This window comes from Actinoplanes sp. NPDC089786, assembly GCF_040684855.1.
Taxonomy (GTDB): domain Bacteria; phylum Actinomycetota; class Actinomycetes; order Mycobacteriales; family Micromonosporaceae; genus Actinoplanes.
The window spans coordinates 555768-581802 of record NZ_JBFBGU010000002.1 but is presented as its reverse complement, the minus strand read 5'-3'; the positions used below and the strand labels follow the sequence as shown (position 1 = coordinate 581802).

Annotated in this window: 27 protein-coding genes; 15 read left to right on the top strand and 12 right to left on the bottom strand. The window is 72.5% G+C overall.

Annotation, left to right across the window (positions count from 1 at the left end):
• The first annotated feature begins 77 nt into the window (after positions 1–77).
• From AB0O15_RS13490 to AB0O15_RS13480, 3 genes are all read left to right on the top strand, one after another.
• The gene (locus AB0O15_RS13490) at positions 78–1292 is read left to right on the top strand and encodes an amidohydrolase family protein (protein WP_364318002.1); all 1215 of its coding nucleotides are present in this window, start codon (positions 78–80) and stop codon (positions 1290–1292) included.
• Positions 1293–1405: 113 nt separating this feature from the next.
• A complete protein-coding gene (locus tag AB0O15_RS13485; RefSeq protein ID WP_364318001.1) occupies positions 1406–1840 on the top strand; it encodes a hypothetical protein in 435 nt (144 codons plus the stop codon).
• Positions 1837–2475, top strand: coding sequence for a class F sortase (locus tag AB0O15_RS13480; RefSeq protein ID WP_364318000.1), 639 nt, complete (start codon positions 1837–1839; stop codon positions 2473–2475). The genes AB0O15_RS13485 and AB0O15_RS13480 overlap by 4 nt, the downstream gene beginning before the upstream one ends.
• Here the strand turns inward: AB0O15_RS13480 and AB0O15_RS13475 are convergent.
• Entirely contained in the window at positions 2457–2909 is a 453-nt protein-coding gene (locus tag AB0O15_RS13475; RefSeq protein WP_364317999.1) for an SRPBCC family protein, read from the bottom strand. The genes AB0O15_RS13480 and AB0O15_RS13475 overlap by 19 nt on opposite strands.
• 110 nt (positions 2910–3019) lie before the next feature.
• On the opposite strand from AB0O15_RS13475, the gene AB0O15_RS13470 reads away from it, so the two are divergent.
• From AB0O15_RS13470 to AB0O15_RS13455, 4 genes are all read left to right on the top strand, one after another.
• Positions 3020–3700 carry a nitroreductase gene (locus AB0O15_RS13470; RefSeq protein ID WP_364317998.1) on the top strand — a complete coding sequence of 227 codons (681 nt, stop codon included), beginning with the start codon at positions 3020–3022 and terminating at the stop codon, positions 3698–3700.
• Positions 3701–3771: 71 nt separating this feature from the next.
• Positions 3772–5313, top strand: a complete 1542-nt coding sequence (locus AB0O15_RS13465; RefSeq protein WP_364317997.1) for a protein kinase — start codon at positions 3772–3774, stop codon at positions 5311–5313.
• A gap of 36 nt (positions 5314–5349) precedes the next feature.
• Positions 5350–6162 (top strand): hypothetical protein, encoded by an 813-nt coding sequence (locus AB0O15_RS13460; RefSeq protein ID WP_364317996.1) that lies wholly within the window; start codon positions 5350–5352, stop codon positions 6160–6162.
• A gap of 6 nt (positions 6163–6168) precedes the next feature.
• Positions 6169–6828, top strand: a complete 660-nt coding sequence (locus tag AB0O15_RS13455; protein ID WP_364317995.1) for a class F sortase — start codon at positions 6169–6171, stop codon at positions 6826–6828.
• Here AB0O15_RS13455 and AB0O15_RS13450 read toward each other — a convergent pair.
• Complete coding sequence (locus AB0O15_RS13450; RefSeq protein ID WP_364317994.1) at positions 6823–7698, bottom strand: alpha/beta fold hydrolase; 876 nt, start codon at positions 7696–7698, stop codon at positions 6823–6825. The genes AB0O15_RS13455 and AB0O15_RS13450 overlap by 6 nt on opposite strands.
• A 71-nt stretch (positions 7699–7769) precedes the next feature.
• Between AB0O15_RS13450 and AB0O15_RS13445 the strand changes: the two genes are divergently transcribed.
• From AB0O15_RS13445 to AB0O15_RS13435, 3 genes are all read left to right on the top strand, one after another.
• A complete protein-coding gene (locus AB0O15_RS13445; RefSeq protein ID WP_364317993.1) occupies positions 7770–8522 on the top strand; it encodes an SDR family NAD(P)-dependent oxidoreductase in 753 nt (250 codons plus the stop codon).
• A 31-nt stretch (positions 8523–8553) separates the two neighbouring features.
• A complete protein-coding gene (locus AB0O15_RS13440; protein WP_364317992.1) occupies positions 8554–9255 on the top strand; it encodes an FKBP-type peptidyl-prolyl cis-trans isomerase in 702 nt (233 codons plus the stop codon).
• Positions 9256–9373: 118 nt separating this feature from the next.
• On the top strand, positions 9374–9949 hold the full coding sequence (locus tag AB0O15_RS13435; protein WP_364317991.1) for a hypothetical protein: 576 nt from the start codon (positions 9374–9376) through the stop codon (positions 9947–9949).
• 2 nt (positions 9950–9951) lie between these two features.
• Here the strand turns inward: AB0O15_RS13435 and AB0O15_RS13430 are convergent, their stop codons facing one another.
• Genes AB0O15_RS13430 through AB0O15_RS13415 form a run of 4 tightly spaced genes read right to left on the bottom strand, consistent with a single transcriptional unit; the run spans position 9952 to position 15487 of the window.
• Complete coding sequence (locus AB0O15_RS13430; protein WP_364318147.1) at positions 9952–11925, bottom strand: ABC transporter ATP-binding protein; 1974 nt, start codon at positions 11923–11925, stop codon at positions 9952–9954.
• 6 nt (positions 11926–11931) lie between these two features.
• Positions 11932–12786: an ABC transporter permease gene (locus AB0O15_RS13425; protein WP_364317990.1), complete on the bottom strand. Its 855-nt coding sequence runs from the start codon at positions 12784–12786 to the stop codon at positions 11932–11934.
• A complete protein-coding gene (locus AB0O15_RS13420) occupies positions 12783–13742 on the bottom strand; it encodes an ABC transporter permease (protein ID WP_364317989.1) in 960 nt (319 codons plus the stop codon). The genes AB0O15_RS13425 and AB0O15_RS13420 overlap by 4 nt, the downstream gene beginning before the upstream one ends.
• A gap of 2 nt (positions 13743–13744) precedes the next feature.
• Positions 13745–15487, bottom strand: a complete 1743-nt coding sequence (locus tag AB0O15_RS13415; RefSeq protein WP_364317988.1) for a peptide ABC transporter substrate-binding protein — start codon at positions 15485–15487, stop codon at positions 13745–13747.
• 137 nt (positions 15488–15624) lie between these two features.
• On the opposite strand from AB0O15_RS13415, the gene AB0O15_RS13410 reads away from it, so the two are divergent.
• From AB0O15_RS13410 to AB0O15_RS13400, 3 genes are all read left to right on the top strand, one after another.
• The gene (locus AB0O15_RS13410; RefSeq protein ID WP_364317987.1) at positions 15625–16770 is read left to right on the top strand and encodes an ROK family protein; all 1146 of its coding nucleotides are present in this window, start codon (positions 15625–15627) and stop codon (positions 16768–16770) included.
• Between the two features lie 11 nt (positions 16771–16781).
• Positions 16782–18197, top strand: coding sequence for a M81 family metallopeptidase (locus AB0O15_RS13405; protein ID WP_364317986.1), 1416 nt, complete (start codon positions 16782–16784; stop codon positions 18195–18197).
• An 88-nt stretch (positions 18198–18285) separates the two neighbouring features.
• A complete protein-coding gene (locus AB0O15_RS13400; protein WP_364317985.1) occupies positions 18286–18492 on the top strand; it encodes a hypothetical protein in 207 nt (68 codons plus the stop codon).
• Between the two features lie 28 nt (positions 18493–18520).
• Here the strand turns inward: AB0O15_RS13400 and AB0O15_RS13395 are convergent, their stop codons facing one another.
• Positions 18521–19048 carry a hypothetical protein gene (locus AB0O15_RS13395; protein ID WP_364317984.1) on the bottom strand — a complete coding sequence of 176 codons (528 nt, stop codon included), beginning with the start codon at positions 19046–19048 and terminating at the stop codon, positions 18521–18523.
• Between the two features lie 94 nt (positions 19049–19142).
• Positions 19143–20000, bottom strand: coding sequence for an aldo/keto reductase (locus AB0O15_RS13390; RefSeq protein ID WP_364317983.1), 858 nt, complete (start codon positions 19998–20000; stop codon positions 19143–19145).
• Positions 20001–20071: 71 nt separating this feature from the next.
• Between AB0O15_RS13390 and AB0O15_RS13385 the strand changes: the two genes are divergently transcribed.
• Complete coding sequence (locus AB0O15_RS13385; protein ID WP_364317982.1) at positions 20072–21589, top strand: alpha/beta hydrolase; 1518 nt, start codon at positions 20072–20074, stop codon at positions 21587–21589.
• Positions 21590–21656: 67 nt separating this feature from the next.
• Positions 21657–22592, top strand: a complete 936-nt coding sequence (locus tag AB0O15_RS13380; RefSeq protein ID WP_364318145.1) for a cyclase family protein — start codon at positions 21657–21659, stop codon at positions 22590–22592.
• A 6-nt stretch (positions 22593–22598) separates the two neighbouring features.
• Here the strand turns inward: AB0O15_RS13380 and AB0O15_RS13375 are convergent, their stop codons facing one another.
• The 4 genes from AB0O15_RS13375 to AB0O15_RS13360 form a co-directional block, all read right to left on the bottom strand.
• Complete coding sequence (locus tag AB0O15_RS13375; RefSeq protein WP_364317981.1) at positions 22599–23051, bottom strand: hypothetical protein; 453 nt, start codon at positions 23049–23051, stop codon at positions 22599–22601.
• Positions 23051–23584, bottom strand: a complete 534-nt coding sequence (locus tag AB0O15_RS13370) for a hypothetical protein (RefSeq protein WP_364317980.1) — start codon at positions 23582–23584, stop codon at positions 23051–23053. The genes AB0O15_RS13375 and AB0O15_RS13370 overlap by 1 nt, the downstream gene beginning before the upstream one ends.
• A gap of 132 nt (positions 23585–23716) precedes the next feature.
• The gene (locus tag AB0O15_RS13365) at positions 23717–24595 is read right to left on the bottom strand and encodes a hypothetical protein (protein WP_364317979.1); all 879 of its coding nucleotides are present in this window, start codon (positions 24593–24595) and stop codon (positions 23717–23719) included.
• 32 nt (positions 24596–24627) lie between these two features.
• On the bottom strand, positions 24628–26007 hold the full coding sequence (locus tag AB0O15_RS13360) for a phthalyl amidase (protein WP_364317978.1): 1380 nt from the start codon (positions 26005–26007) through the stop codon (positions 24628–24630).
• Positions 26008–26035 lie beyond the last annotated feature (28 nt).

Genomic DNA, 26035 nt, shown 5'->3' with positions numbered 1-26035 from the left:
CTCCGGCCGGCACATCGGCACCAGGTCCATGATGCCCGGTCGGCCCGGCCGGCGCGAGCACTCCTATGGTGGGGACCATGCAACGGATTCACGCCAATCTGATGATCCCGGGGCGGGGCGCTCCGGTCAGCGACGCCGTCGTCCTGCTCGACGGCCCGACGATCGCCTACGCCGGCCCGGCCGCGGAAGCCCCGGTGGCCGGCGACGCCGAGGAGGTCCGGGCCGAGGTCGTCATGCCCGGGCTGTGGGACTGCCACGTGCATCTGCTCGGTCAGCTCGTGCCCGACCTGGCGATGCTCCCGCGCGAGCCGGTCGCCCTGCGGGCCGCGCGCGGCGTCGCGGGCCTGCGGGCGGCGCTGGACGCCGGCGTGACCAGCATCCGCGAGCTGGGCGGCCTCGGCCTCGACATGACGGCGGCGGTGGCCGAGGGGACGGTGCCCGGCCCGGCCATCCACGCCGCCGGGGCCGCGATCTCACCCACCGGCGGCCACGTCGACCTGCACAGCTATCCGCTGCCCTGGGTGCACGACTACGGAGCGGCGTCGAACGAGCTCCGCGTCGCCGACGGCGAGTCCGGCTGCGCCCGGGTGGTCCGCGAACAGCTGCGGCGCAACGCCAAGGTGATCAAGATCTGTGCCTCCGGCGGCGTCATGTCCGAGGTCGACCATCCGATCCACCAGCAGTTCACCGCGGCCGAGCTGCGGGTCCTGGTCGAGGTGGCGGGTCTGGCCGAGCGGGCGGTGGCCGCGCACTGCCACGGCAAGCCCGGCATGATCGCCGCCCTGGAGGCCGGCGTACGCACCATCGAGCACGGCACGTACCTCGACGAGGAATGCGCGGCCGCGATGCGCGAGACCGGCGCGATCCTGGTGCCCACCCAATTCGTCATCGCCTCCGCGGTGGCCGACATCGACCGGCTCCCGCCGTACGCCCGGCCGAAGATGCTCGCGGTGGTGGAACGTCACGCCGAAGCGGTCGCCCTGGCCCACCAGACCGGCGTGACGGTCGCGATGGGCACCGACATCGGCGCGGGTGACTGGGGCCGGCACGGCGAGGAGCTGACCCTGCTGGTGAAGGCCGGCTTCACGCCGCTCGAAGCGATCGAGACGGCCACCGCCAACGCCCCGGCCACCCTGGGTCCGCAGGCGCCGCGATCGGGCCGGCTCGAGGCCGGGTACGACGCCGACCTGCTGATCCTGGACGACAACCCGCTGGACGACATCGCGGTGCTGGCCGACCCGGCCCGGATCCGCCAGGTGTGGCAGGCCGGTCGCCGCGTCAAACCGGTCTGACACCGTCACCCCGGGCGGGTGGTCCACGGTCGGCTTCCGGTCACTGAGGGTCGAGGCCGCGAGGTTCGCCGGTACGGTCGCTCCACCATCACGCTCGTGAGAAGAGCCGGACCATGACTCAGTACGGTGATCAGCCGCCGGCCGCGGCGGCGCGCTCCGGGCGTACCTGGCGGATCTTGATTGTTGTCGCCGCTCTTGTGCTGTTGCTGCTCCTGCTGTTGGGGCTGCTCGCGTTCTGCGGGAACGGGACCACTCCGGCGGGCGGTCCGGCGTCGTCGCCGTCGTTCAGCTACCCGCCGGTGACCGGCTCGCCGTCGAGCCCGACACCGGTCGACCCGCCACCGGCCTCGCCGGCGGCCTCGCCACCGGAATCGCCGCCGACCTCGCCGCCCGGGAAGCCGGTGGCCACGGTGGTGCCTTCGGGGGCGCCGGCCGCCGGTGGAGGGCCGGGTGGTGACGGGTCGATGCGGCTGATCGTCCTGGGTGGCGCGCTGCTGGCGGTCGCCGGTGGGGTCGGGCTGACGGCGTTGCGCCGGTCGGCGGGATGATCCTGTTCGACCGGAGCTCGGGCACGGCTCTGCTGGCGTTCATCCTGGCCGTCTCCGGCGCCAACCTGCTCGCCGCCGGGCTGACCGATCCGCGCCCGCCACCGTTCGGCCCGGTGAAGGCGGCCACGGGCCGGCTCTCTGCCGCGGAGGAGCGCGGACCGGCGAAAGAGCGCGAGGCGTTGCCCCGATCCGTGCCGGTACGCCTGGCCATCCCGGCCATCGGGGTGGACACCGGTGTCATGGCGCTCGGCGTCGAACGCGACGGGACGATGGAGGTGCCGCCGCTGACGAAGGACGCGCCGGCCGGCTGGTATCGCCATCTGCCCACGCCGGGGGAGGACGGGCCGGCGGTGATCGTCGGCCACGTCGACACCACACGTTACGGGCCGGCCGTCTTCTACCGGCTGGGCACCCTGACGGCCGGCGACACGATCACGGTGCGCCGCGCCGACCGGAGCACCGCCGTGTTCACCGTCGCCGCCACCAGGCAGTACCGCAAGACGAGCTTCCCGACCGGCGCCGTCTACGGTCCGGTGGGCCGTCCCGCCCTGCGGCTCATCACCTGCGGCGGCGACCTCGACCGCCGCCGCGGCCACTACCGCGACTCGGTGGTCGTCTACGCGGTCGCGGCGTAACGCGCGGCCAGCGCCTCGAGCGTCCCGCTGATGCCCTGCGCGTTCTTCGCCGGGAACCCCAGCAGCTCCATCACCTTCGGCGAGCGGGACGTCGAATAGTCGAACGTCTCGGTGACCTCGGTGACGCCCGGCTCGGGCGAGGCCAGCTCCCAGCGCCAGCGATGCCCGAGCGGATGTCGCCACTCGACCAGGCGGTCGGGCTCGAGCGCGGTCACCACCGAGGTGATCGAGTACGGCAACCCGTACTGCTTCATGCCCACGGTGAACCGGTCGCCCTGCTTCAGCGCGTGAGGTCCCTTCACCGGAACGTCCCGCACCGTGCCCGAGCCGTCCAGCTCGGCATGCCGATGCGGGTCGGCCACCAGCGCGAAGATCTCCGCCGCGGGCGCGTTCACGCGCACCCGGCGACTCACCCGCCGAGGCCCGGAATCCACCGTTGTCACCATCCCGCCATTATGCGGCCCGCCGCCGCCGACTTCCGGCCGCTCGGTGTTCCCTCCGCGGAGGGAGGTGGCCCGGCGCGCTCGTTCCTATCGTGGGCGGCATGACGAGAGCGGGGCTGATGGACGTCTACAGCGCGGTACGGACCCGGCAGTCGATCCGCCGGTTCACCGATCGGCCGGTCCCGCGCGAGGCCCTGGAACGGGTGCTGACGGCGGCCGTGCAGGCCCCGTCGGGCAGCAACCTGCAGCCGGGCAGTGTCTACGTGCTGTCCGGGGAGCCGCTGGCCCGGCTGAAGAAGGCCGTCGCCGGGCGGGCCGCGGCCGGCGACTCCGGTGACGGTCGCGAGTTCGCGAACCTTCCGCCCGAGCTGTGTCCGCCCTACCTCGACCGGATGGCGGCGCTGGGCGAAGGCATCTACGGCTCACGGGGCGTCGCGCGCGGGGATGTCGCGGGCCGGGCGCGGATCCGGGCCGAGAACTGGAACTGCTTCGGCGCCGGCACGGCGTTGTTCTGCTACCTCGACCGGGACATGCCGGCGCCGCGGTGGGCGGACATCGGCATCCACCTGCAGACGGTGATGCTGCTCCTGCGGGCCGAGGGACCGCACAGCTGCGCCCAGGAGATCTGGGCCGGGTACCACCGCAGCGTCGCCGAGGTGATCGCCCCACCGCCTCACCGGACGCTGGTCTGCGGCCTGTCCATCGGGTTCGCGGACCCGGCCTGGGCGCCTCCGCGCATCCGCCGCGCCCCGCTGTCCGAGACCGTGACCTTCCTGGACTGACCTCTGCGGGCCGGTCGACGTCCGAAGATATTGATCACCATCCGGCGCAGGAGTGGCTCCGAATCACTCTCATGTCGGAACGTGATGTCGGCGCCGCCCGTACCCCGGGCCCGCTGTTGGTCCTGGGGCGTTACCGCCTGATCGCGGTCGTCGGGGCCGGCGGCATGGGCCGGGTGTGGCGTGCGCACGACGAGGTGCTGGACCGGCAGGTGGCCGTCAAGGAACTCGTCGCGCCCCGCGGGCTGCCCGTCCCGGGCCGGCGCACCGCCGCGCTCCGGGCGATGAGCGAGGCCCGGGCGGCGGCCCGGCTGGAGCACCCGGGGGTGGTCCGGGTCTACGACGTCGTCCGGACCACCGGGAGCTCGTGGATCGTGATGGAGTTCGTCGAGTCGGTCTCGTTGCACGCCCGGCTCGAGCAGGAGGGCCGCCTGGAGCACCCGGAGGCCGCCCGGATCGGCCTGGCCGTCCTGGACGCGCTCGGGGCCGCGCACCGCGCCGGTGTCGTGCACCGGGACGTCAAGCCGCACAACATCCTGCTGGCCACCGACGACCGGGTCATGCTCACCGACTTCGGGCTGGCCGCGCTCGACACCGAACGCGTCGACGGCGCCCTGTCGGTGCTCGGTTCGCCCTACTACGTCGCGCCGGAGCAGCTGACCGACGGCACGGCCAGCGTCGAGGGTGATCTGTGGTCGCTGGGAGCGACTCTGTACGCCATGGTCGAGGGCCGGCCGCCGTTCCGCCGCGCGAATGTGGCCGCCTCGCTGACCGCGATCGCCGGGGCGCAGCCCGACCCGATGCGGCACGAGGGACCGCTGTCGCCGCTGATCGGGCTGCTGCTGGAGAAGGACCCCGACCTGCGCCCACCCGTGGCCGAGGTGCAGGTGGCCCTGCGCCTGGTCGCCGAGGAACCCGTCCCGGTGCGCTTCCGGGCCGCGGCGGTCGCCCCGGCCGGCTCGATCGCCGAACCGGGCGAGCAGTCGCAGGCCGTGCCGTCGCCGCCGCGCCGCCGGCGGGTCCTCGTCGCCGCGGCCGCCGCCGTGGTGGTCGTGGCCGGCACGGGGGCCGCGATGGCTTTCCGGCCGGAGGGGCCGACGCCGCAAAGAGCCACCGCGGCGGCCCCGACCGGCCCGTGCGCCGACTTCTCCCCGGAACCCTCCGCGGCGCCCGGGATCGAGATCCGGGTCCCCGCCGGGTGGACCCGCTCGCAGAAGGACGGCGAGACCTGTTACCGCGCCCCGAACGGCGTACGCGCCGCCACCGTCCAGCCGATCAAGCCGCTGGCCGTCGGCCCGCTGGAGCACTGGCAGGCCGCCGAACGGGCCGCGTCCGACGCCGGTGAGCTGCCCGGGTACCGCCGGATCAGCATGGGCGTCCTGCTGGTGACCGGCGGGGGAGCCGACTGGGAGTACACCTGGCAGCCGCCGGCCGGCGCCAGGCGGCACGCGCACCGCTACCTGGTGCAGGCCGGCGGGCGCCGCCCGATCGAGGTGTCCTGGACGACCAGCGACGCCGACTGGGCCGCCGCCACCGCCGTCGAACGGGCGATCGTCAGCTCCGTGCGTACCCCCGGCCAGGCCGCACCGACCTGGTCGGTCCCATCCCCCCAGTAACGACCCGCAGTAAACACCTCGATCAAGGAGCATCTCGTGAGATTGCGCCGAACCCTGCTCGTCATCCCCGCCGCCGCGGCCCTCCTGTTCGCCGTGCCGTCCGCGGCCCTCGCCGCCGAGAGCGTGCACGTCCAGCTCGACCCGCTGAACAAGTCGGGCGCCTCGGGCACGGCCACCCTGACCGCCATGGACAACGGCGACCTCAAGATCTCCATCCGTACGAAGGGGATGGTCCCGAACTCGCCACACGCCCAGCATCTGCACGGCGCCACCAACGGCACCGACTTCCACTGCCCGGACATGTCCGCCGACGCCGACGGCAACGGTTTCGTCAGCACCGAGGAGGGTCTGCCGATGTACGGCGACATCTTCGTCTCGCTGACCACCAAGGGCGACACCAGCAAGGCCAGCGGCCTGGCCGTGGACCGGATGCCCACCGCCGACGCCAAGGGGGCCCTGGCCTACGACCGCACCATCCCCGGCGCCGACCTGCCCGCCGGCACCATCGACCACCTCAAGGACCTGCACGTCGTCGAGCACGGCATCGACGCCAACAACAACGGCAAGTACGACCTCGACGGCCTCGGCGAATCCACCCTGGCCAAGTCGGCCGGCCTGAAGGGCATCCCCGAGGAGGCCACCGACCCGGCCGTGTGCGGCATGGTCTCCGGCGCCGCCGCGGGTTCCGTCCCGGCCGGCGGGGTCGCCACCGGTGACGGCAGCAGCCGCGGCACCACGGCGCGGCTGTACGGCTTCGGCGGGCTCGCCCTGCTGCTCGCGCTCGGCGCCTTCGTCCTCACCCGCCGGCGTGCCTTCGCGCTCCCGCGTGAGCTGCGCGACCGGGGCTGATCGTCGATGGGAAACGGCGACTCCTCGCCGCGGACCGGCGGCCGCCGCACCCGATATGCGGTGCGGGCGGCCGTCGCCGTCCTGGCCCTCACCGGCTCGCTGCTCGTGGTGGCGGCCGTGCGCCGTACCCCCGTGGAGCCGCCGGAAACCGCGCCGCCGGCCACCGCTCCGGAGCCGGCCCGACCGGCGACGCCCGACCGGCTCACCCGCGGCCCGCTGATGGCGACCTCGCCGCCGGCCCGCCTGACCATCCCGGCGATCAAGGTGTCCGTGCCGGTGATCGGCCTGGGCCAGAACGCCGACGGCACCATGCAGGTGCCCGGCGACGCGGCGACGGTCGGCTGGTACACCAAGGCGCCCACGCCCGGCTCGCTCGGCCCGGCCGTCATGGCCGGACACGTCGACTTCCACCGGCGGCCGGGAACCTTCGCCCGCCTGGCCACGCTCGCCGCCGGCGACATCGTCACCATCGCCCGGCAGGACGGCAGCACCGCCACGTTCTCGGTGACGAAGACCGCCCGGTACGCCAAGGACCGGTTCCCGACCGACGCCGTCTACGGCGCCATCGACCACGCCGGCCTGCGCCTGATCACCTGCGGTGGCGACTTCGACGACCGCGCCGGCCACTACCGGGACAACATCGTCGTCTTCGCCACCCTGTCATAGCCGGATCACCTTGGCGACCTCCTCGGGGAGGCCGGGGGAGGTGAAGGCATGGCCCATTCCGGGTACGACGTGCAGTTCCGCCCCCGGGATCGCGGCGGCCAGGGCCTCGCCGTGGCCGAGCGGATAGACCGGATCCTGGTCGCCGTGCACGATCGAGGTCGGCGCGGTGATCGACGACAGCGGGGCGAGCAGACTCGGATCATCCGTCCAGGCGGCCCGGTTGTGGTTGGCCGCGGCCGCCGGGTCGGTGGCCCGCGACCGGGCCAGCTCGAGCGTCGCCCGCGCGGCCGGCTCGTCGAACGGCCGGACCGGCCCGGTGAAGACCCGGAACAGGGCCACGTCGGTCTCCGGACCCGGCGGCAGCCCGGCGGCCTGATGCGCGAGAAGCGCGGGCGACGGCGGCGGCAGGTCAGCCGGGTCGGCCGGCTCCCCGGCCAGCGCCCGCGTCCACGCCGGCCGCGGGTCGTGACCCATCGGCGAGCTGGACATCACCGTCAACGACCGGACCCGGTCCGGCGCGTGCACCCCCAGCCACTGCGCGATCATCCCGCCCAGGGACGTCCCCGCCACATGCGCGGAATCCAGTCCATAGCCGTCCAGCACGGCCAGGCAGTCGCGAGCCAGATCCCCGATCGTGTACGGGTGAGCGTCGAAGTCGACCACGCTGGAGCGCCCGGTGTCCCGGTGATCGAACCGGATCACCTGAACGCCACGCTCGACCAGCCGGCCGACCAGCGCATCCGGGCAGAAGACACCCTGAGCGCCCGACCCCATGACCATCAGCACCGCGGGCAGCCCCGGATCACCGGCCCGCTCGGTCCAGATCCGCAGCGGCCCCGAGGCCACGAACCGCTCGTGCGCATCCAGCATGGCGGCACGGTAGCCGCTCCCTGGCGCCGGCCGCATCGCAGATACCATGACAACACCCTCGGAGGTACGCGATGACTCCCACGATCCTGATCACCGGCGGCGGCTCGAAGCGCGGCATCGGGCGCGCCACCGCGCTGCGGTTCGCCGCCCTGGGCTACGCGGTCGGCGTCCTGGACATCGACGCTGACGGCGCCGCCGACACCGCCGCCCAGGCCGGGAACGCCGGCAGCCCAGCCGTCTTCGCGGCCCACGCCGACGTCACCGACCAGGCCTCGGTCCTCGCCGCGGTCCGGGCCGCCGAGGACGCGCTGCCGCCGGTCACCGTGCTCGCCACCATCGCCGGCATCTCCTCGCCGACCCGCTTCGAGAACATCACCCTGGACGAGTGGGAGAAGATCTTCGCGGTCAACGTACGCGGAACCTTCCTGGTCACCCAGGCGGTGCTGCCCGGCCTGCGAGAGCGCGGGTACGGCCGGATCATCACCATGTCCTCGGTGTCCGGCCAGCGCGGCGGCGGTGTCTTCGGCGCCACCGCCTACTCGGCCAGCAAGGCCGCGATCCTCGGCCTGACCAGAACCCTGGCCCGCGAGGTGGAGGGCCAGGGCATCACGGTCAACGCGGTCGCGCCGAGCATGGTCGACACCGACATCACGCAGGGCGCCATGACCGAGGAGCGCAAGACCGAACTGGCCGCCACCACGCTGGTCGGCCGCCTCGCCACCCCCGCCGACGTGGCCGGCGCCGTGGTCTTCCTCGCCTCGCCGGACGCCGCCTACCTGACCGGGGCGACGATCGACGTCAACGGCGGATCGCACCTGCACTGACGCACGCGTCGAGGGCAAGTATTGTCGGCTCGTGCCTGATTCCGTGACGAGCCGCGGCAGCGCGGCCGGCAAGCGTGCCGCCATTGGTCCGCCCCTCACCGGTCCGCCCCTCAAGACGAAGGCCGAGAAGCGCGCCGAGGCCAAGGCGGCCAAGGCCCGCGCCCGGGCGAGGCAGAAGCGCAACCGCACGCTGACCGTCGTCGGCGCGGCGGTGGCCGTGCTGGCCCTCGTGGTCGGACTGGCCGTGTGGATCGGCCGCTCGTCGTCGGACCCCGACCAGGCCGCCGCCCCGAGCGCGAGCTCCAGTGTGGAGGCGAGCACCGCCCCCGCCGCGGCCTTCCCGCCGCTGCCCGCGGGCGCCGACCCGGCCCTGAGCAAGAAGCCGGCCGTGACCAAGGGCGCCGGCAAGGTCGCCAAGCTCACCACGAAGACCCTCATCAAGGGCACGGGCGCGGCGGTCGCGGCCGGCCAGTCGATCAACGTGAACTACGTCGGCGTCACCTACGCCGACGGCAAGGAGTTCGACTCGTCCTGGAGCCGCTCCGAGCCGTTCAGCTTCCAGGCCGGCGCCGGCAAGGTCATCCCGGGCTGGGACCAGGGCCTGATCGGCGTCCCGGTGGGCAGCCGGGTCCAACTCGACATCCCGGCCGACCTGGCCTACGGCGACAACCCGACCGGCGGCCAACCGGCCGGCACCCTGCGCTTCGTCATCGACGTCCTGTCCGCTTCCTGACCCCCGCGTCACCGCCCGGCCATGCCCGCCGGCGCTGACTCGGCATCAGGAGCCCGGCCTGACGCGGCCGATACATCGGCTCGGAGGCCGGATGTACGCCCGTCGATAGCATCGTCCTGTGGTCGACAGGGTGTGGGAGGTCACGGGCCAGCCGGTGCTGACGACGTACAACGGCTTCGGTTCGGGCCTGCGCGGTTTCACCCGGGTCGACGGCAGCGGCCGGTGCTTCGCGACCCGGTGGCTGCTGGCCCTGTACCTGCCGGTCTTTCCGCTCACCCGCTACTACCTGAGCGAACACCCCCTGGATCCGCTGGACGCGGCCCGGCACAGCTACATCGTTCTCGGGCGCTATCAGATCGACGGCGAGTCGCGTCCGCGGGCGGCGGAGATCCTGCGGACGTACGCCTTCTGGTGGCTGATCGTGCCGCTGGTCGGCCCGGGCCCTCTGCTGCTGGTCGGCCGGCATCTCCACGGGGTCGCCGACACGATGTCCACGGCGCAGACCTGGATGAGCATCGCCGGCTTCCTTCTCTGGCCGTTCCTGGTGATCTGGGGGCTGACGACGCTCCGTGACGTGTATCGCCGGAGGTGGGCGCCCCTCCGGACGGTGACGTGGGTCGACCCGCCCCCGTCGGTGACCGACTGGCCGGACGACCGGCTCCCGCCCGACGGCTGGCGGTTCGGTGACGATTGATCTCAGGCGGCGCTGGTCGCGGGCGGGGGCTGGCGCAGGGGGAAGTGGCAGGCCACCTGATGGGTGTCGCCGGTCAAAGGGGGCTCGGTCTCGCAGAGCGCGGCTGCGCGGGGGCAGCGGGTGCGGAAGCGGCAGCCCGACGGCGGGTCGATGGCGCTGGGCAGCTCACCCTCGATGGCGATCCGCTCGCGTTTCGCCGACGAGATGGTCGGCACGGCGTCGATCAGGGCCTGCGTGTACGGGTGGCGGGCGGAACGCACCACGTCGCGGGCGGGGCCGACCTCGACCAGCTTGCCCAGGTACATGACGCCGATGCGGTCGGCCATGTAGTCGACGACGGACAGGTCGTGGCTGATGAAGACGTACGCCAGCCCGAGGTCTTTCTGCAGGTCGCGCATGAGGTTGAGGACCTGGGCCTGGATCGACACGTCGAGGGCGCTCACCGGCTCGTCGCCGACGATCAGGCGGGGGTGCAGGGCCAGGGCCCGGGCCAGGCCGATGCGCTGGAGCTGGCCGCCGGAGAACTCGTGCGGGTAGCGCTCCAGGACCTGGCGGGACAGGCCCACCTGGTCGAGGAGGGTGGCGATGCGGGCGCGGCGGTCGCCGACCTTCTGGATCTCCAGGGGTTCGGCCAGGATGGCGTCGACGCGCATCCGCGGGTTCATGGCGGCGTAGCTGTCCTGGAACATCAGCTGCACCTCGCGGTGCATGCGGCGGCGTTCGCGGCCGGTCAGCGCGGCGATGTCCGTACCCTCGAGAACGATCTGACCGGCGCTCGGGCGTTCCAGGCCGACGGCGAGCCGGCCCACCGTGGACTTGCCGCAGCCGGATTCGCCGACCAGGCCGAAGGTTTCGCCGGGGGCGACGTCGAAGGAGACGCCGGCGACGGCGCTGACCTGGCCGCCACCACGGCGCACGGGGTAGTTCTTGACCAGGTCGCGGACCGACAGAACAGGGGCGTCCGAGAAGGAGCGCGCGGGCGAAGGCAGCGGTACGCCCGCGGCGGCGCGACCGGAGGCCGGGTGGATGCAGGCGAACTGGTGCTCGGCACCGGACAGCGGGATCTCAGACAGGCGACAAGCGTCGGTCACATGCCGGCAGCGGGGCGCGAAACGGCAGCCGGTCATCGGCTGGGACAGGTCGGGCGGCAGGCCGGGAATGCTGTAGAGGCGTTCGCCGCGAGCCTCCTCGGGCAGCGACTCCAGCAACGCCTCGGTGTAGCGGTGTTTGGGGGAGTGGAACAGTGAGCTGGTCGCGGCCGTCTCGACCACCCGCCCGGCGTACATGACGGCGACCCGGTCGGCGCGGCCCGCGATCACCCCCAGGTCGTGGGTGACCAGGATGACCGCCATCCCGAACTCCGCGCGCAGGTCGTCGATCAGTTCGAGGATCTGCCGCTGGGTGGTGACGTCGAGCGCGGTGGTCGGCTCGTCGGCGATCAGCAGCCGCGGCGAGCAGATCAGGGCCATCGCGATCGCCACCCGCTGCCGCATGCCGCCGGACAGCTCGTGCGGGTAGTTGTCGGCGATCCGGTCGGGGCGGGGCATGCCGACCCGGCGCAGCATGTCGATCGCGCGTTCCCGAGCCTCGGCCTTGCCGGTGCCGAAGTGCACGCGCAGCGGTTCGGCGACCTGGGTGCCGATGCGCATGGTCGGGTTGAGCGAGGTGAGCGGGTCCTGGAAGACCATTCCCATGCGTACGCCACGGATCCGGCGAACGTCATCGGGAGGCAGCGTCCGCAGGTCGCGTCCCTCGAAGAGGATCTCGCCGCCGGTGACCCGGCCACCGTGCGGCAGCAGGCCCATCACCGACAGCGCGGTCATCGTCTTGCCGCTGCCGGACTCGCCGACCACGCCGAGCGTCTCGCCGGGAAGCACCTGGAGACTGACGCCGTCGAGGGCGTGCACGGCGCCGCGCCGCAGCGCGATGTCGGTGTCGAGGCCGCGCAGCTCGAGCAGGGGCTCGTTCACAGGCAGATCCCTTCAGCGCCGGCGCAGCCGGACCTCGAACGCGTCCCGCAGCCCGTCGCCGATGAAGTTGAACGCGAGCACGATCAGGACGATGGCGATGCCGGGCGGGTAGAGCAGCCACCAGTGGCCGCTGTAGGTGTCGGCGAGGCCGTCGGAGAGCATCCCGCCCCAGTTCGCCGCGGGCGGGGGCACGCCGAGGCCGAGGAAGGACAGGTAGGCCACGTAGAGGATCGCGTCGGCGACCTGGAAGGTGGCGTTGACGATCACCGTGCCGATCGCGTTGGGGACGATGTGGCGGCGTACCGCCCGCCCGCCGGTGCCGCCCATCGCCCGCATCGCCTGCACGTACTCGCGGGAGCGCAGGCTCAGCGCCTCGCCGCGGACCAGCCGGGCCGGGCCCAGCCAGGCGAACGCGCCGATGATCACGATCAGCATCGTGACGCTCGGGGTGACGATCGCGGCGAGCAGCATGAACAGGAACAGCGCCGGGATCGACATCATCGCGTCGACCACCCGCATCATCGCCGCGTCGACCCAGCCGCCGGCGAACCCGGCGACCGCGCCCCAGATCGTGCCGGCGACGGTGGCCAGCAGGCCGGCGGCCAGCCCGACGATGATCGACGTCTGGCCGCCGAGCATGAGCCGGCCGAGCTGGTCGTAGCCGACGCCGTCGGTGCCGAGCGGATGTCCCGGCCCGGGCGGCAGGTGCACCGAGGCGAGGTCGGTGTGCACCTGGTCGGTGGTCCAGAACAGCGGGCCGAGGAAGCACAGGGCGGCCAGGGCCAGGAAGATGCCGGCGCCGACCACGGCCAGGCGGTTCTCCGCGAAGACGCCGAGGCCGCGCCGCAGCGGGACGAGGGTGCTCATGAGGCGCCCCGGCGCAGCCGGACCCGGGGGTCGGCGGCCGCGTAGAGCAGGTCGGCGATCAGCGATCCGGCGATCGTCGCGATCGTGATGACGACGGTGACGCCGAGCAGGACCGGGAAGTCACGCTTCAGGGCGGCCTGCCAGAACAGCTGGCCCATGCCCGGGAAGTTGAACAGCGACTCGACCACCAGCGCGCCGCTGAACAGGGCGGGCAGGTACATACCGAGCAGCCCGATGACCGGGAACAGCCCGTTGCGCAGGGTGTGCACCAGCACCACCCGCCATTCCGGCAGGCCCTTGCCGCGCGCGGTCCGCACGTAGTTCTCGTTGAGGTTGTCGACCATCGACGAGCGTACGTAGCGCGAGTAGACCGCGATGGTGACGATGGCCAGCGTGACCACGGGCAGCACCAGCCCGGCCGGGTCGGCCAGCATCTCACCCACCGTGAAGCCCTGCGGCGCCTCGGGCGGCAGGATCGGCCAGGTCTGCGAGAACAGGATGATCAGCAGAAGACCCATGAAGAAGATCGGTGTCGCGTACGCCAGCAGCGACAGCGACGTGATGACGTAATCGGCCGGCCGGTTGCGCCGTACCGCCTGGATCACGCCCAGCGGGATCGCCACGACCACGGCCAGCAGTGTCGACAGCAGCGACAGGACCATGGTCTTGGGCAGCCGCTGGGCCATCGCCTCGACCACCGACTGGTTCAGCTGGTACGAGTAGCCGAAGTCGCCGCGCCCCAGCCGCAGCAGGTACATCCCGTACTGCTGGAACCAGGGCCGGTCGTAGCCCATCTCGTGGTTGAACGCGGCGAGCTGGTCGAGCGTCGCCTCCTTGCCGAGCGTGGCCCGCGCGGCGCCGCCCGGCAGCAGGTGCAGGATGAGGAAGGCGATCACCGTGACCAGCAGGATCACCACGATCGCCTGCCCCACCCGGGTGACGAGGTACCTGACCATGGCTACTTCCAGGACCAGTCCTGGAAGTACATGGCGTTCATCGGGTCCTGCGGCTCGACACCCTGCAGACCCGAGCGGTAGGCCGAGGTCTGGTAGACCGGGTTCGGCATCCACAGCACTGGCAGGTCCTTGGCCAGGAAGTCGTTGTACGCCGTGAGCTCGCTCGCGCCGTCGCCGGCCGCGAACTGGGTGGCGTCGATCAGCCGGTCGGCCTCGGGGTTGCTGTAGCTGCCCAGGTTCACCGGGGCGTCGGTGGCGAACAGCCGCTCGCCGCTGGCGAAGGCCGGGTAGTACCAGCTGCCCTGCGAGCCGAAGAACGACATGTCCCAGGTGCAGGTCGCGTCGGCCGGCTTGCAGGCCGGCGTGACCGCCACCGAGTCGGGGACCTCCTTGATGTCCAGCGTGATGCCGAGCTTGGCCATCTGCGACTTGATCTCGGCGAACATCTTGGTGGTGGCGGCGAACCCGGTCTGGCTGGTCACCGTGAAGGTCAGCGCCTGGCCCGCGGTCACGCCCTCGCCGCACTGGGCGGCGGCCTGGCAGGTGGTCTGCCCGTCCGGGGTCACCTTCCAGCCGTGCGTCTCCAGGAGCTGCTTGGCGGCGGCCGGATCGAACGTGTAGGCGCAGCCGGTGGCGCCGGTGGTGCCCGGCTTCGGCGGCACCGGCCCGCAGGTCGGGGCGGCGGTGTCGGACCAGATCACCTTGCTGATCGACGGCTGGTCGATCAGCATCTGCATGGCCTGCCGCAGGTAGGGCTGCTTGAACAGCGCCCCGCTCCTCGGGTTGTGGTAGTTGAGCTGGAGGTAGGTGATGGACCAGCCGTACCAGGGCGCGACCCGGTAGCCCTTGGACTCCAGGTACGACTTCTGCGACACGTTGGCCGCCGGCACGTACCCGTAGTCGATCTGGCCGGCCCGCAGCACGTTGAACTCGGCGTCGTCACCGGTGAACGGCCGCAGCACGACGGTGGCCAGCTTGGGCTTGTCGGCGCCGGTGTAGGTGGGCTGCGCGGCCAGGGTCACCTCGCCGTTGGGCACGTACCGGGCCAGCTTCCAGGGGCCGCTGTTGGTCTTCCACAGCGGGTTGGAGTCGTACGTCTTGGGGTCCTTGGCCGCCGCGGTGAGCGTCGCGAAGACCTTCTTCGCACCCTCGGGCTTGCTGGCCTGGCCCTCTTTGTCCCACGCGTGCGCGGGCAGGGGAGTGATGCGGTTGAGCTGGTTGTCGACGAACCACGCGGTGTTGTATGCCGTCGTCGTGGTCAGCACGAGCGTCTTGTCGTTCGTCACCGACCACTTGGTGACGTTGTCCGGGAAGCCACCCTTGCGGTACGACGCCCACTTGTCCTTGTTGGCGCTCACCAGCTCGAACCAGAACTGCACGTCCTTGGTCGTGAGCGGGGTGCCGTCGGACCACTTGTTGTCCTTCAGCGTGATGGTCAGCGTCTTGCCACCGTTGCTGACCACCGGCGCCTCGGCCAGCGAGCGCCGCGCGTCGATGTTGTACTGCGCCGAGCCGTCCAACTTGTAGGCGTACAACGGCCGGTACTGGGCCTGGGTGAAGATCGCGTTCTCGCCCTGGGTGAAGCCGGGCGCCGAGATCGGCAAGATCCAGTTGGGCGTACGGAAGGCCACGGTCGCGCTGTCCTTGCTCGCGCCCTGGCCGTCGTCCGACGTCGTCCCGCCGGTGCAGGCCGTGAGGCTCGCGGCCAAGGTGATCGCTCCGGCCGCCGCCAACAGTCTTCTCATGACCGTTCCTCCCATACGTGACGCCGAGAACGTAAGCCCACCAAAGTTTCAGGTCAACGAAAAATAGACACTTATTTCGGTTACTTCTGCCGTGCTACGTTCAAAGCCTCTGGCCGCTCCGACCGAAGTTGGCGACCGTGCCCCCATCGATCCCCGCCACGCTGCGCGCGCAGGCGCTCGGGCTGCTGGCCAGCGGCGCGGCCACCTCGCGGAGCGACCTCGTCGACGCGCTCCAGGTCGCCCCCTCCACCGTCACCGCCGTGGTGCGCCGCCTGCTCGAAGAGGGCGTCCTGCTCGAGGAGGGCGTCGGCCGGTCCACCGGGGGCCGCCGGCCGCGGATCCTGCGCCTGCGCGACACCGACGGGGTGTACGCCGTCGCCGAGCTCGGCGGCCGGCACGCCCGGGCCGGGCTCTACCAGGCCGGCGGGGTGCTGCGCGGGGTCGAAGAGGTGCCGATCGACATCGCCGACGGCCCCGCCGCCGTCTTCCGCACGTTCGCCTCCCTGGTCGCCGGCGAGCCGCTGCTCGGTGTCGGGGTGGCGCTGCCCGGCCCGGTCGAGTTCCCGAGCGGACGCGTGGTCGGTCCGGCCCGGATGCCCGGCTGGAGCGGCGTCGACCCGGCCGAACACCTGTCGGTCGCCTTCGACCGCTTCGACGGGCCGATGCTCGTGGACAACGACGCCAAGGCGGCGGCGATCGGCGAGTACGTCACCCGGGGCTACGACACCGACGACATGATCTATGTGAAGGCGGGTACGGGCATCGGCGCGTGCCTGGTCACCGGCGGCCGCATCTTCCGCGGCGGTGGCGGCCTCAGCGGCGACGTGACCCACGTGCGGGTCGCCGACAGCGGCGAACGGCAGTGCTCCTGCGGCAGCCGCGGTTGCCTGGAGACCGTGGCCAGCGGCGCCGCCCTGACCCGCCAGCTCGGCTCGGCCAGCGTCGGCTCGCCCGGCCTTGGCTCGCCAGGACTCGGCGAGCTCATCGTGGCCGTCCACGACGGCGATCCGGCCGTCGTCGCCGCTGTGCGCGAGGCCGGCCGCCTGCTCGGGGTGGCCCTCAGCGGCCTGGTCAACTTCCTCAACCCCGACGCCGTCGTCATCGGCGGCGCGCTGTCCAGCCTGGGCGTCTACGTGGCCGCCGCCAAGGGCGTGCTCTACGAGCGCTGCCTGCCGTCGCTGACCGGGTCGCTGACCATCGAGGCCAGCACCGCCGGCCCCGACGCGGCCCTGACCGGCCTCGGGCATCTGCTGCGGTCGAGCGCCGACGTGCGCCCGTCCTGAGGAGCCCGCGTATGCGCATCGCCGTCGGCGGCATCCACATCGAGTCCAGCACATTCTCACCCCACCTCAGCACCGCCGCCGACTTCGAGGTCACCCGGGGTTCCGAGCTGCTGGCCCGCTACGACTGGCTGACCGCGCCCTGGGCGTCCGGCGTCGAGTGGGTGCCGCTGGTGCACGCCCGGGCGCTTCCCGGCGGAGCGGTCGAGGCGTCGGCCTACCACGCCTGGAAGGAGGAGATCGCCGCCGCCGGCCCGGTGGACGGCTTCCTGCTCGACTTCCACGGCGCGATGAGCGTTCCCGGGCTCGACGACGCCGAGGGCGACCTGGTCACCGCGATCCGGACGGCGATCGGCCCGGAGCCGCTGATCTCCACGGCGATGGACCTGCACGGCAACGTCTCCCGGGTGCTCTTCGACGCCTGCGACCTGCTCACCTGCTATCGCACCGCCCCGCACGTGGACGTGTGGGAGACCCGCGAGCGCGCCGCCCGCAACCTGGTCGAGGCGCTGCGCCGCGGGTCACGCCCGCACAAGGCCCTCGTCCACGTGCCGATCCTGCTGCCGGGCGAGCAGACCAGCACCCGCGACGAGCCGGCCCGGGGGCTCTACGCCCGGATCCCGGCGCTCACCGCGCGTCCCGAGATCATCGACGCGGCCGTCTGGATCGGATTCGCCTGGGCCGACCAGCCCCGCTGCCGGGGCGCCGTCGTGGTCACCGGCCACGACCCGGCCGCGGTCGCCGGCGCCGCCCGGGAGCTGGGGGAGCGGTTCTGGGCGGCGCGGGACGAGTTCGCGTTCGTCGCGCCCACCGGCACGATGGACGAGTGCCTCGACGCCGCCCTGGCCCCGGATGCCCGGCGACCGTTCTTCATCAGCGACTCCGGCGACAACCCCGGCGCGGGCGGGGCCGACGACGTCACCTACGCGCTGTCGCGGATGCTGGCCCGCGACTCGTCACGGCGGGCGGTCTTCGCGTCGCTGGCCGACCCGGCCGCGGTCGCGTCACTCGACGGTGTGGCGATCGGCTCGCCGGTGCGGGTGCTGGCCGGTGGGCGGATCGACGGCCGCGACCCCGGCCCGGTCCAGCTCGACGGCATACTGGAGGCCGCCGCCGACGACCCGGACGGCGGGCGCTGCGTCAGCGTACGCATCGCCGGGTTGAGTGTCTTTCTCACCTCACGGCGCATGCAGTACCGCCTGCTGGCCTCCTACCAGCGGCTCGGCGTCGACGTGCGGTCGGCCGACCTGGTCACCGTGAAGATCGGCTACCTGGAGCCGGAGCTGTTCGAGGCGGCGGGGGACTGGATGCTCGCGCTCACGCCGGGCGGCGTCGACCAGCATCTGGCCCGGCTGGCGTACCGGAATGTTCTTCGCCCGGTCTTTCCCCTGGACCGCGACTTCACCGCCGACCTCACCGTGATCACCTGAGCGTGCACGCTACCGTCTGCTTATCGCGCGACCATGCTTCACGGTCCGCAGCGAGCAGTCCGGTCCGGAACAGCACGAGGAGACACTGATGACCGACGCCACCAGCGACGCCGAACCCACCGCCGACGCCGAGGCGGAATCCGAGGAGCTGCCGCAGCCCTTCGAGAACCGGGCGGCGCGGCGGTCCAAGGGCAAGGGCACCCCCACCCACGCCGGGGGTACGAAGGGCCACGGCGTCGGGCGATCCGGCACCGTGCAGAGCCCTCGCCAGTACGGCAACCGTCGTAGCGGCTGATCTTCTTCAACCGGGGCGCGGTCCATGCTCAGCTGGTGAAGGCCAGCACGATCAGGGCCGCGCCCAGCGGCAGGTCGAGGACCATGCAGAACTCGGCCATCGAGCGGGGCACCACGGTGTTGCGGCGGTAGTGGATCACGTCCCAGCCGCTGTGTGCGGCCAGGGCCAGGCCGGCCAGGATCATCCCGGCCCGCGGATCGAGGTAGAGGGCGGTGACGGCCAGCGCGCCGAAGCCGAGCAGGGCGCCGGTCTGCGCGGTCAGGGCCGGCCGCGGCACGCCGGTGACCAGGCCGATCACGGCCAGCCCGGCGGCGACCAGGCCGACCGCGACCCACCAGGTGAGGCCGGCGAGCTCGCCCGCGACGACGATCACGCTGCCGCCGGCGATCGTGGCCCAGGCGATCCAGGGCCGGTTGAAGGCGGCGGCGGCCAGGTAACACAGCGTCGCCACGACCACGGTGATGGCGACCGATTCGCGGTTGGCGCCGGTGACGATCTGGAATCCGGCGGCCAGCAGCCCGAGCGCGGCGGGCCAGCGGTGCAGTGTGGATCTCACGTGACGGCTTCCTCGGCTTTCCCTCGCTGGAATACCCTCCTGGGGTATCAGGAAAGTACCGCTGGGGGGTATCCGAGACAAGGTCGTACATCCGTCACACGAACAGCGGCTCCACCTCACGCCGCGCCACCAGGTCGCCCATCGCCGCGTCGGACGGGCGCTGCTGGTACCGCTCGGCCGCGTCGAGCAGCCGCGGCAGGATTTCCACGTCGCCGGTGGTCAGCAGGAACGCCTCCGGGCGGCCGAGCACCCAGTGCACAGCCAGGTCGATGTCGGCCTGATCACGCAGCGGCTCGTACCAGGTGGACGCCGACTTGGGCCGGCCCTCCCAGCGACGCAACGCCAGACTCTTGATCGTCTGCAGCGCGACCTGCCGCTCGGCACACACCGCGGCCAGCGCCTCGAACGTCTCCGCGTACCGCGGGTCGCCCATCTGGGCGAAGTTGTAGGGCGCGAGCACGGAGTCGAACGGGAACCGCTCCAGGCTGCGGCGGTGCATCTCGGGCACCGACAACCCGTGCCCGGTCACGCCGATGAAGCGCACCAGACCCTCCTCGCGCGCCTCGATCGCCGCCTCGAGAGCGCCGTTCGGCCCCAGCGCGGTCTCCCACTCGATGACGTCGACGAGATTGTGCAGCTGGATCGAGTCGATCCGGTCGACCCCGAGGCGGTCCAGCGACCGGCGGATCTCCTCCCGCGCGCCGCGGTAGGTCCGCTCGCCGGTCTTGGTCGCCAGGAAGAACTCGCCCGGATGACGGCGCAGCCAGGTCGCCACCCGCAGCTCGGCGTCGCCGTAGCCGGCGGCGACGTCGATGTGGTTGATGTGGTGCCGCAGCAGCAGGTCGAGCGTGCGGTCGGCGTCGGCCTTGGTGACGCTGCCCAGGGCCGCGGCGCCGAAGATCACCCGGCTCGACTCGTGCCCGGTCGCGCCGAATGGCATTCGATCAATCATGCCGGGAGCCTAACGCCAGCTCGGGTCCGGTGGCGGCGATGCGACACCATCGCAGAGATGGAGGTATCTCGATGAAACGGATGCTCGCTCTGTTCGTCACCGCCACCGTCCTCGTACCGCTCGCTCCCGCCACGGCGGCACAGGCCGCCCCCGGCCCGAGCTGGGCGCCGTGCGCCGGCGCGCCCGGCACCGGTCTGGAGTGCGCCGACCTGCGCGTGCCGCTCGACTACCGGGCCCCGCGCGGCCGGTCGATCACCGTCGCCGTCTCCCGGCTCAAGGCGGCCGACCCGGCCAAACGCCGCGGGATCATGCTGCTCAACCCGGGCGGTCCCGGCGGCAGCGGCCTGGACATGCCGCTGTTCCTCGCCGAGACCCTGCCCGCCGACGTCCTCGACCGCTACGACCTGATCGGGTTCGACCCGCGCGGCGTGGGTCAGAGTACGCCGATCAGCTGCGACCTGCCCGACACCACCACGTTCGACCTGGTCCTGCCCTATCCGGCGCCGGACGGCTCGATCAACCGCAACATCGCCTTCGCCCGCGACACCGCGCGCCGGTGTGCCGCCACCGCCGGCGACCTGCTGCCGCACATCACCACCGCCAACACCGCCCGCGACATGGACAGCATCCGCGCCGCGCTCGGCGAGCCGAAGCTCTCGTACCTCGGGTACTCCTACGGCACGTACCTGGGCGCGGTCTACGTCTCGCTGTTCCCGCAGCGCACCGACCGGATCGTGCTGGACAGCGCGGTCGACCCGGCCCGGGTGTGGTACGGCGTCTGGAGCAGCTGGGGTGAGGCGGTGGCGCTGCGGCTGCCCGACTTCACCAAGTGGGCCGCGGCCCGCGACGACGTCTACCACCTCGGCGCCACGCCGCGGGAGGTCGAACGCACCTACTACCGGATCGCCCGGCGGCTGGACCACTCGCCGGTCGAACTGCCCGGGATCACCATCACCGGCAACATCTTCCGCGAGCAGACCCGCGGTGGCCTCTACGACGACCGGTCCTTCGGTGATCTCGCGCGGTTCTGGCAGGAGTTCTCGGATCCGGCGAGCCCGCCCACGGCCGGGGCCGCCCTCGCCGAGCCGGCCTGGGACAACTCGCTCGCCGTGCTGTACGGGATCGTCTGCGGCGACGTGAGCTGGCCGCGTGACACCAACGTGTACGCCCGCGCCTCCGCCGCCAGCCGCCGCGCCTACCCGGCCACGGCCGGCATGCCCGCCAACATCTGGCCCTGCGCGTTCTGGGCCCACCGGCCGGTCGAGCCGCCCGTCAAGGTGACCGACCGGGGACCGCGCAACGTCCTGATCCTGCAGAACCTGCGCGACCCGGCAACCTCCTACCGCAACGGGTACGGCCTGCGCCGGGCCCTCGGCCACCGGGCCGCGTTCGTCACCGTCAACGCCGGCGGTCACGGCATCTACGGCATCCGGTCCGGCCCGTGCACCGACGCCATCGCCACCGGGTTCCTGGTCAGCGGCCAGCTCCCGGCCCGCGACCGGTTCTGTCAGGGCCCGTCGCCCGAGGATGTGCCCGCCGCCGGAACCCGGTCCGCCACCACCGGCTGGCGCCCCGGCCCCTGGCTGTGACGCTCCGCCGCTGTGCTCCGGGCGTGTCCGGGGCGCAGCGGCCTACTCGCGTTAACCTACCCACGTGATGCCCACCCAGGACGACGTGCTCGGGTACTTCGACACCCTGTCGAACTGGGGACGGTGGGGCGACGACGACGAGCTCGGCACCGTGAACCTGATCACCGACGACGTCCGGCTGGCCGCGGCCCGGGCCGTCCGCCACGGCCGGAGCGTGTCCTGTGCCTGGGAGGTCGGCGTGCCGGACGACATGGAGCGGTCGACCACGACGTGCCCGTGCGCCGCCGACATGCCGGGCGCCGAGAACATGCCGCCCGCCTTCCACGCCGACCGGCGCTGGGGCTTCTCGAACGAGCGGCTCGGCCTCATGTTCCACGGCAACACGCTCACCCACCTCGACTCGCCGTGCCACCTCTTCTGGGACGGCGCGATGTACAACGGCCGGCCACACTCCCTGGTCGACGCCACAACCGGATCGGCGTGGGCGGCCGTCACGGCGGCGGCGAACGGAATCGTCACGCGCGGGGTCCTGCTGGACGTGGCCAAGGTCCGCGACGTGCCGTGGCTGGAACCCGGCGAGGGCGTGCACCCCGAGGATCTCGAGGAGGCCGAACGCCGCCAGGGCGTGCGCGTCCGATCCGGCGACGCGGTGCTCCTGCGAACCGGCTACGGCCGGGCCCGGCACGAGAACGGCCCGGCCGGCGGTATCACCCAGGCCGGCTGGCACGCGTCCTGCCTGCCCTGGTTCCGCGACCGGGAGGTCGCCCTGATCGGCGCCGACACCCCGCAGGACGTTCAACCATCCGGGTACGACGACGTCCTGATGCCGGTCCACGCCGTCAGCCTCGTCGCGATGGGCCTGTGGCTGCTCGACAACTGCGACCTGGAGGCCTGCGCGACAACGGCGGCCGACCTCGCCCAGTGGGACTTCCACCTCGCCGTCGCCCCGGTCCGCCTCGCCGGCACCTCCGGTAGCCCCGTCAACCCGATCGCCACCTTCTGATCGCGGTCAGTTCGGCCTCTTCGAGCGGCGCAGATACACCGCTACCGGCACGGTGGCCAGCACGACGAAGGTGAGCTGGAACAGGTGTTTCCGGCCCTCGGAGTCGAACCACGGGGAGGCGAGAGCAGCGGTCGCCCCGGACACGGCCAGAGCGAGACCGACGTTCAGCGGGACCGATTCGGCCAGCCCGCGCAGGAATTGACGCGGCCCGGACGGGATGGCCACCGTGCCGAGCGACCGCGCCCAGCGCAGGAATGGCTCGTGCCGGCGCGCCGACGTCCGGCCACCGACCACCTCCGCCACCGTGTAGGCGACTCCCCACGCGCAACCGGCGATGGCCGCGGCCACGACGGCGTCGGCCACGCTCGGCGTCACCCAGTCGTCCGGCAGCGTGTCGTACGCCCAGCTCACCAGTGCCCAGGCGAGAAGCGCCGAGGCCAGGGCGGTGCTGATCGCCATCAGCGCGAGCGTGGCCCACCAGCCCGGCCGGCGGACCACGGGTATGGCCGGACCGTCGTCGGCTTGCCACGGGCGCGGAGGCAGAACGGCCGGCGGTGCCGCGGCCGGAGGGACCGCCGCGGTCGAACGGCCGAGCGGGCGAGCACGATCCGGCCCTGCACGTCGAACTCCCACTTGCGCGGGCTCTGCCGCTGTGGCTGGCCGGCCAGCCGGTGCCGCACGTACTCGTGCGCGTCGTCGACCGAGACGAGGCCGTCGCCGTCGATGTCGGCGTCGCCCGTGTCCAGCCCGGCGATCAGGCTGGTCAGCACCCCGCCCGACGCGGCCAGCGCGATGATCAGGGAGTCCACACCGGCCGGGTCGGCGGCCTTGGCGCCGTCCGGCACGGGCCCGGCCGCCGGATCGGCGACGAGGTCGAACTCCTGCTCGGCCACCTCGGCGCGCAGCCGCCGCACGAGCTCGTCCCGCTCCTGCGCGTCGGCGTCCGGGTCGGGCACCACGACGACGCGCGCGAGCCGCGTCGCCGCCGTCATGACTCCACCATCGCACCAGTCTTCCGTCCGGCAGCTGCTTTGGCCACCGCGCACCCCAACTTCGCCGAGCGGATCGCCGCGTCAACGCCTCGCTTCCCCGATCCCGCCCCGGACGAGGAACTGCTGTTCACCTCAGGCTCGGAGGCCGATGAGTCCTGAGGGCCAGGCGGGCAAGTGCTCCCGGGCCAGGGCGTTCCACTGTGGGGTGCCGCCGCGCAGTGGCCAAGCGCGGGTGGTGCCGTAGCGGGATTCGATGGTTTGCAGGGTGTCGGCGAGCCGGCGGTCGACGGCGACGAGGGCGGCCTCGGCGCCCGGGCTGCCGGCGGTGATCTGGCGGTCCAGGCCTTGCGTGGTTGTCGTGTAGCGGCTCAGCGCGTCCTCGGTGTCGCGGGCGACCTGATCGGTGTCGACCGAGGAGAGGGAGAGCAGCGGCGGTTCGCGGTCTTCGGCGAGGGCCGCGACGAGCCGGTCGTGGCCGTCCAACACGACGTAGCAGTCGAGCCCGCTGACCCACCACAGCAGGACGGGCGGCAGGATTCCGTCCCTGGCCTGCTTCCGGTACGCCTTGACCCGACCGGCGTCCACGCTCGCCAGCGGATGAAGCGGCAGGATCTGCCAGGCTCCGTTGTCCATGAACCAGTCGATCTCACCCTGGGGCTGGGGCAGCAGTAGTTCGGCCCATCTCTCGGTCGGGCGCAGGCGGGGGACCTCGACACTGATCGCCCAGCGGCCGGTGTGCAACGGGCCGCCGGTCAAGGAGGCGGCGAAGTGGTACGCCCACCGGGCCGGCGATGCGGTGCCGACAGCCGCCGCGTGTGCGGCCCGGATGGGTGGGACCGGCGAGCGGTAGTGACCGGTCATCGCGTACTCGACGCCGTAGTGGTTGTCGTCGACCCGGGCCATCAGGGCGACCGTGTCGTCGTGACGCAGCACCAGCAGCCCGCGCCCGGCGACCTCCAGCCTCAGCGCCGGTCGGGACGGCTGTTCGACGTCGAGGACGAGGTTGGCCATACGGCCATTATCGATCAGCCGGGCGCGGATGGTCAGCAGGCGGGCGCCACGAAGGCGGGTCGGGTGCCGACGGTGTAGCGGCAGCCGAAGCGGGGGCCGGCGACCACCCGGCGGTCGAGGATCGCGTCGCCGCCGGGGCGGTGGCCCGTGCGTACCCAGGTCACCAGGTCGTCGAAGCCTTTCTGCAGTTCGGGCTGGGTGAAGTCGCAGTGGCCGACGCCGCGGACGGCGCGGGACACGAACAGGCGGGAGCGGCCGTTCGCGGCGGCGCGCTGGGCGTAGACCTGCTCCATCGAGAACGGGACGAACAGGTCGCCGATGTCGTGCATCGACAGCACCGGCACGGGCGGCTTGCCGTTGACGCGGGGGACGCCGCTGAGCCCGGGGTCGGCCGAGTCGGTCCGCCGCACCCGCAGCACCTCGGCGTTGAGCCGCCACTCGGCCGGGGTCGGCCAGAGCCGGTCGGTGCTGCGGTAGACCGTCGACCGGTTGTCGGTGACGTTGCCGTCGGCGATGTTCGAGGTGCCGCCGGTGAGCCCGGGATAGAGGCCGAAGAGGAACGGCAGGTCGCTGAGCGGCGCGAGGGAGGGCACGGCGTTCCAGTACGCGAATGAGCCGTCGAAGCCCGGCCGCACCCCGCCGGAGCGCCGTTCCACCACCTCCGACCAGGTGCGACCGGCGGCGGTCAGGGCCGGCGGCCGTCCGGTGCTGACGCCCAGGGCGGGCAGGACGCGGTTCACCTGGGCGCGCCACTGATCCGGGTAGTCGGCCGGTGGCCGGAGCGGGAAGTCGATGGGGACGCCGGCCAGCGCGGCGGCGGTGACGTTCGCGTCGAGGAAGTAGTCGAACAGCCGGGTGTCGCCGAGCACGCCGCAGTAGGGCATCGCCCCGGCGAACGCCGACGGGTGCTTCTCGATGGCCACGGCCGTGACGTGACCACCCATGGACGCCCCGGTCATGTAGACGGCCTTCGCCCGCCGCCCGGTGACCTGCCGGAACACGTCGATCAGCGCCGAGGCGTCGCGAACACCCTGGCCCACGTCGTAGCCGTTGGTCGCGTAGCTCGAGGCCGCCCAGGCGAACCCGCGGGCGATGTAGTGGGCCCGCAACGCCGGATTGTCGACGTAGACCACGGCGCCGGTGCCGCGATAGCCGTGGGCATAGTCGACCAGCTGGCCGTTCCAGCGCCGCGGCACCTCGATCCGGTAGGCCGCGCCCCGGTGGATGCCGGTGTGCACGGTCGCGCCGTCGAGCGCGACGAACGGCGTGCCGTCGAGGTCGCACCGCGGATCGGCCACCAGGTATCCCGGCTGGGTGGCGCTCGGGGTCGGCGCCGCGCACGCGGCCTCGGGGGCACCCCCGCCGGCCAGCGGAACCGCCAGAACCAGGGCCGTGACGAACGCGGTGATCATGATGTTACCTCCAGGTAACATCCAACGA

Bases quoted from the DNA above. Each gene is read 5' to 3' on its own strand.
- AB0O15_RS13385 (WP_364317982.1), top strand. From the start codon at position 20,072: ATGAAACGGATGCTCGCTCTGTTCGTCACCGCCACCGTCCTCGTACCG.
- AB0O15_RS13485 (WP_364318001.1), top strand. From the start codon at position 1,406: ATGACTCAGTACGGTGATCAGCCGCCGGCCGCGGCGGCGCGCTCCGGG.
- AB0O15_RS13450 (WP_364317994.1), bottom strand. From the start codon at position 7,698: ATGCTGGATGCGCACGAGCGGTTCGTGGCCTCGGGGCCGCTGCGGATC.
- AB0O15_RS13390 (WP_364317983.1), bottom strand. From the start codon at position 20,000: ATGATTGATCGAATGCCATTCGGCGCGACCGGGCACGAGTCGAGCCGG.
- AB0O15_RS13420 (WP_364317989.1), bottom strand. From the start codon at position 13,742: ATGGTCAGGTACCTCGTCACCCGGGTGGGGCAGGCGATCGTGGTGATC.
- AB0O15_RS13370 (WP_364317980.1), bottom strand. From the start codon at position 23,584: ATGACGGCGGCGACGCGGCTCGCGCGCGTCGTCGTGGTGCCCGACCCG.
- AB0O15_RS13375 (WP_364317981.1), bottom strand. From the start codon at position 23,051: ATGGCGATCAGCACCGCCCTGGCCTCGGCGCTTCTCGCCTGGGCACTG.
- AB0O15_RS13360 (WP_364317978.1), bottom strand. From the start codon at position 26,007: ATGATCACCGCGTTCGTCACGGCCCTGGTTCTGGCGGTTCCGCTGGCC.
- AB0O15_RS13400 (WP_364317985.1), top strand. From the start codon at position 18,286: ATGACCGACGCCACCAGCGACGCCGAACCCACCGCCGACGCCGAGGCG.
- AB0O15_RS13455 (WP_364317995.1), top strand. From the start codon at position 6,169: ATGGGAAACGGCGACTCCTCGCCGCGGACCGGCGGCCGCCGCACCCGA.
- AB0O15_RS13365 (WP_364317979.1), bottom strand. From the start codon at position 24,595: ATGGCCAACCTCGTCCTCGACGTCGAACAGCCGTCCCGACCGGCGCTG.
- AB0O15_RS13445 (WP_364317993.1), top strand. From the start codon at position 7,770: ATGACTCCCACGATCCTGATCACCGGCGGCGGCTCGAAGCGCGGCATC.
- AB0O15_RS13415 (WP_364317988.1), bottom strand. From the start codon at position 15,487: ATGAGAAGACTGTTGGCGGCGGCCGGAGCGATCACCTTGGCCGCGAGC.
- AB0O15_RS13490 (WP_364318002.1), top strand. From the start codon at position 78: ATGCAACGGATTCACGCCAATCTGATGATCCCGGGGCGGGGCGCTCCG.
- AB0O15_RS13380 (WP_364318145.1), top strand. From the start codon at position 21,657: ATGCCCACCCAGGACGACGTGCTCGGGTACTTCGACACCCTGTCGAAC.
- AB0O15_RS13480 (WP_364318000.1), top strand. From the start codon at position 1,837: ATGATCCTGTTCGACCGGAGCTCGGGCACGGCTCTGCTGGCGTTCATC.
- AB0O15_RS13425 (WP_364317990.1), bottom strand. From the start codon at position 12,786: ATGAGCACCCTCGTCCCGCTGCGGCGCGGCCTCGGCGTCTTCGCGGAG.
- AB0O15_RS13470 (WP_364317998.1), top strand. From the start codon at position 3,020: ATGACGAGAGCGGGGCTGATGGACGTCTACAGCGCGGTACGGACCCGG.
- AB0O15_RS13405 (WP_364317986.1), top strand. From the start codon at position 16,782: ATGCGCATCGCCGTCGGCGGCATCCACATCGAGTCCAGCACATTCTCA.
- AB0O15_RS13465 (WP_364317997.1), top strand. From the start codon at position 3,772: ATGTCGGAACGTGATGTCGGCGCCGCCCGTACCCCGGGCCCGCTGTTG.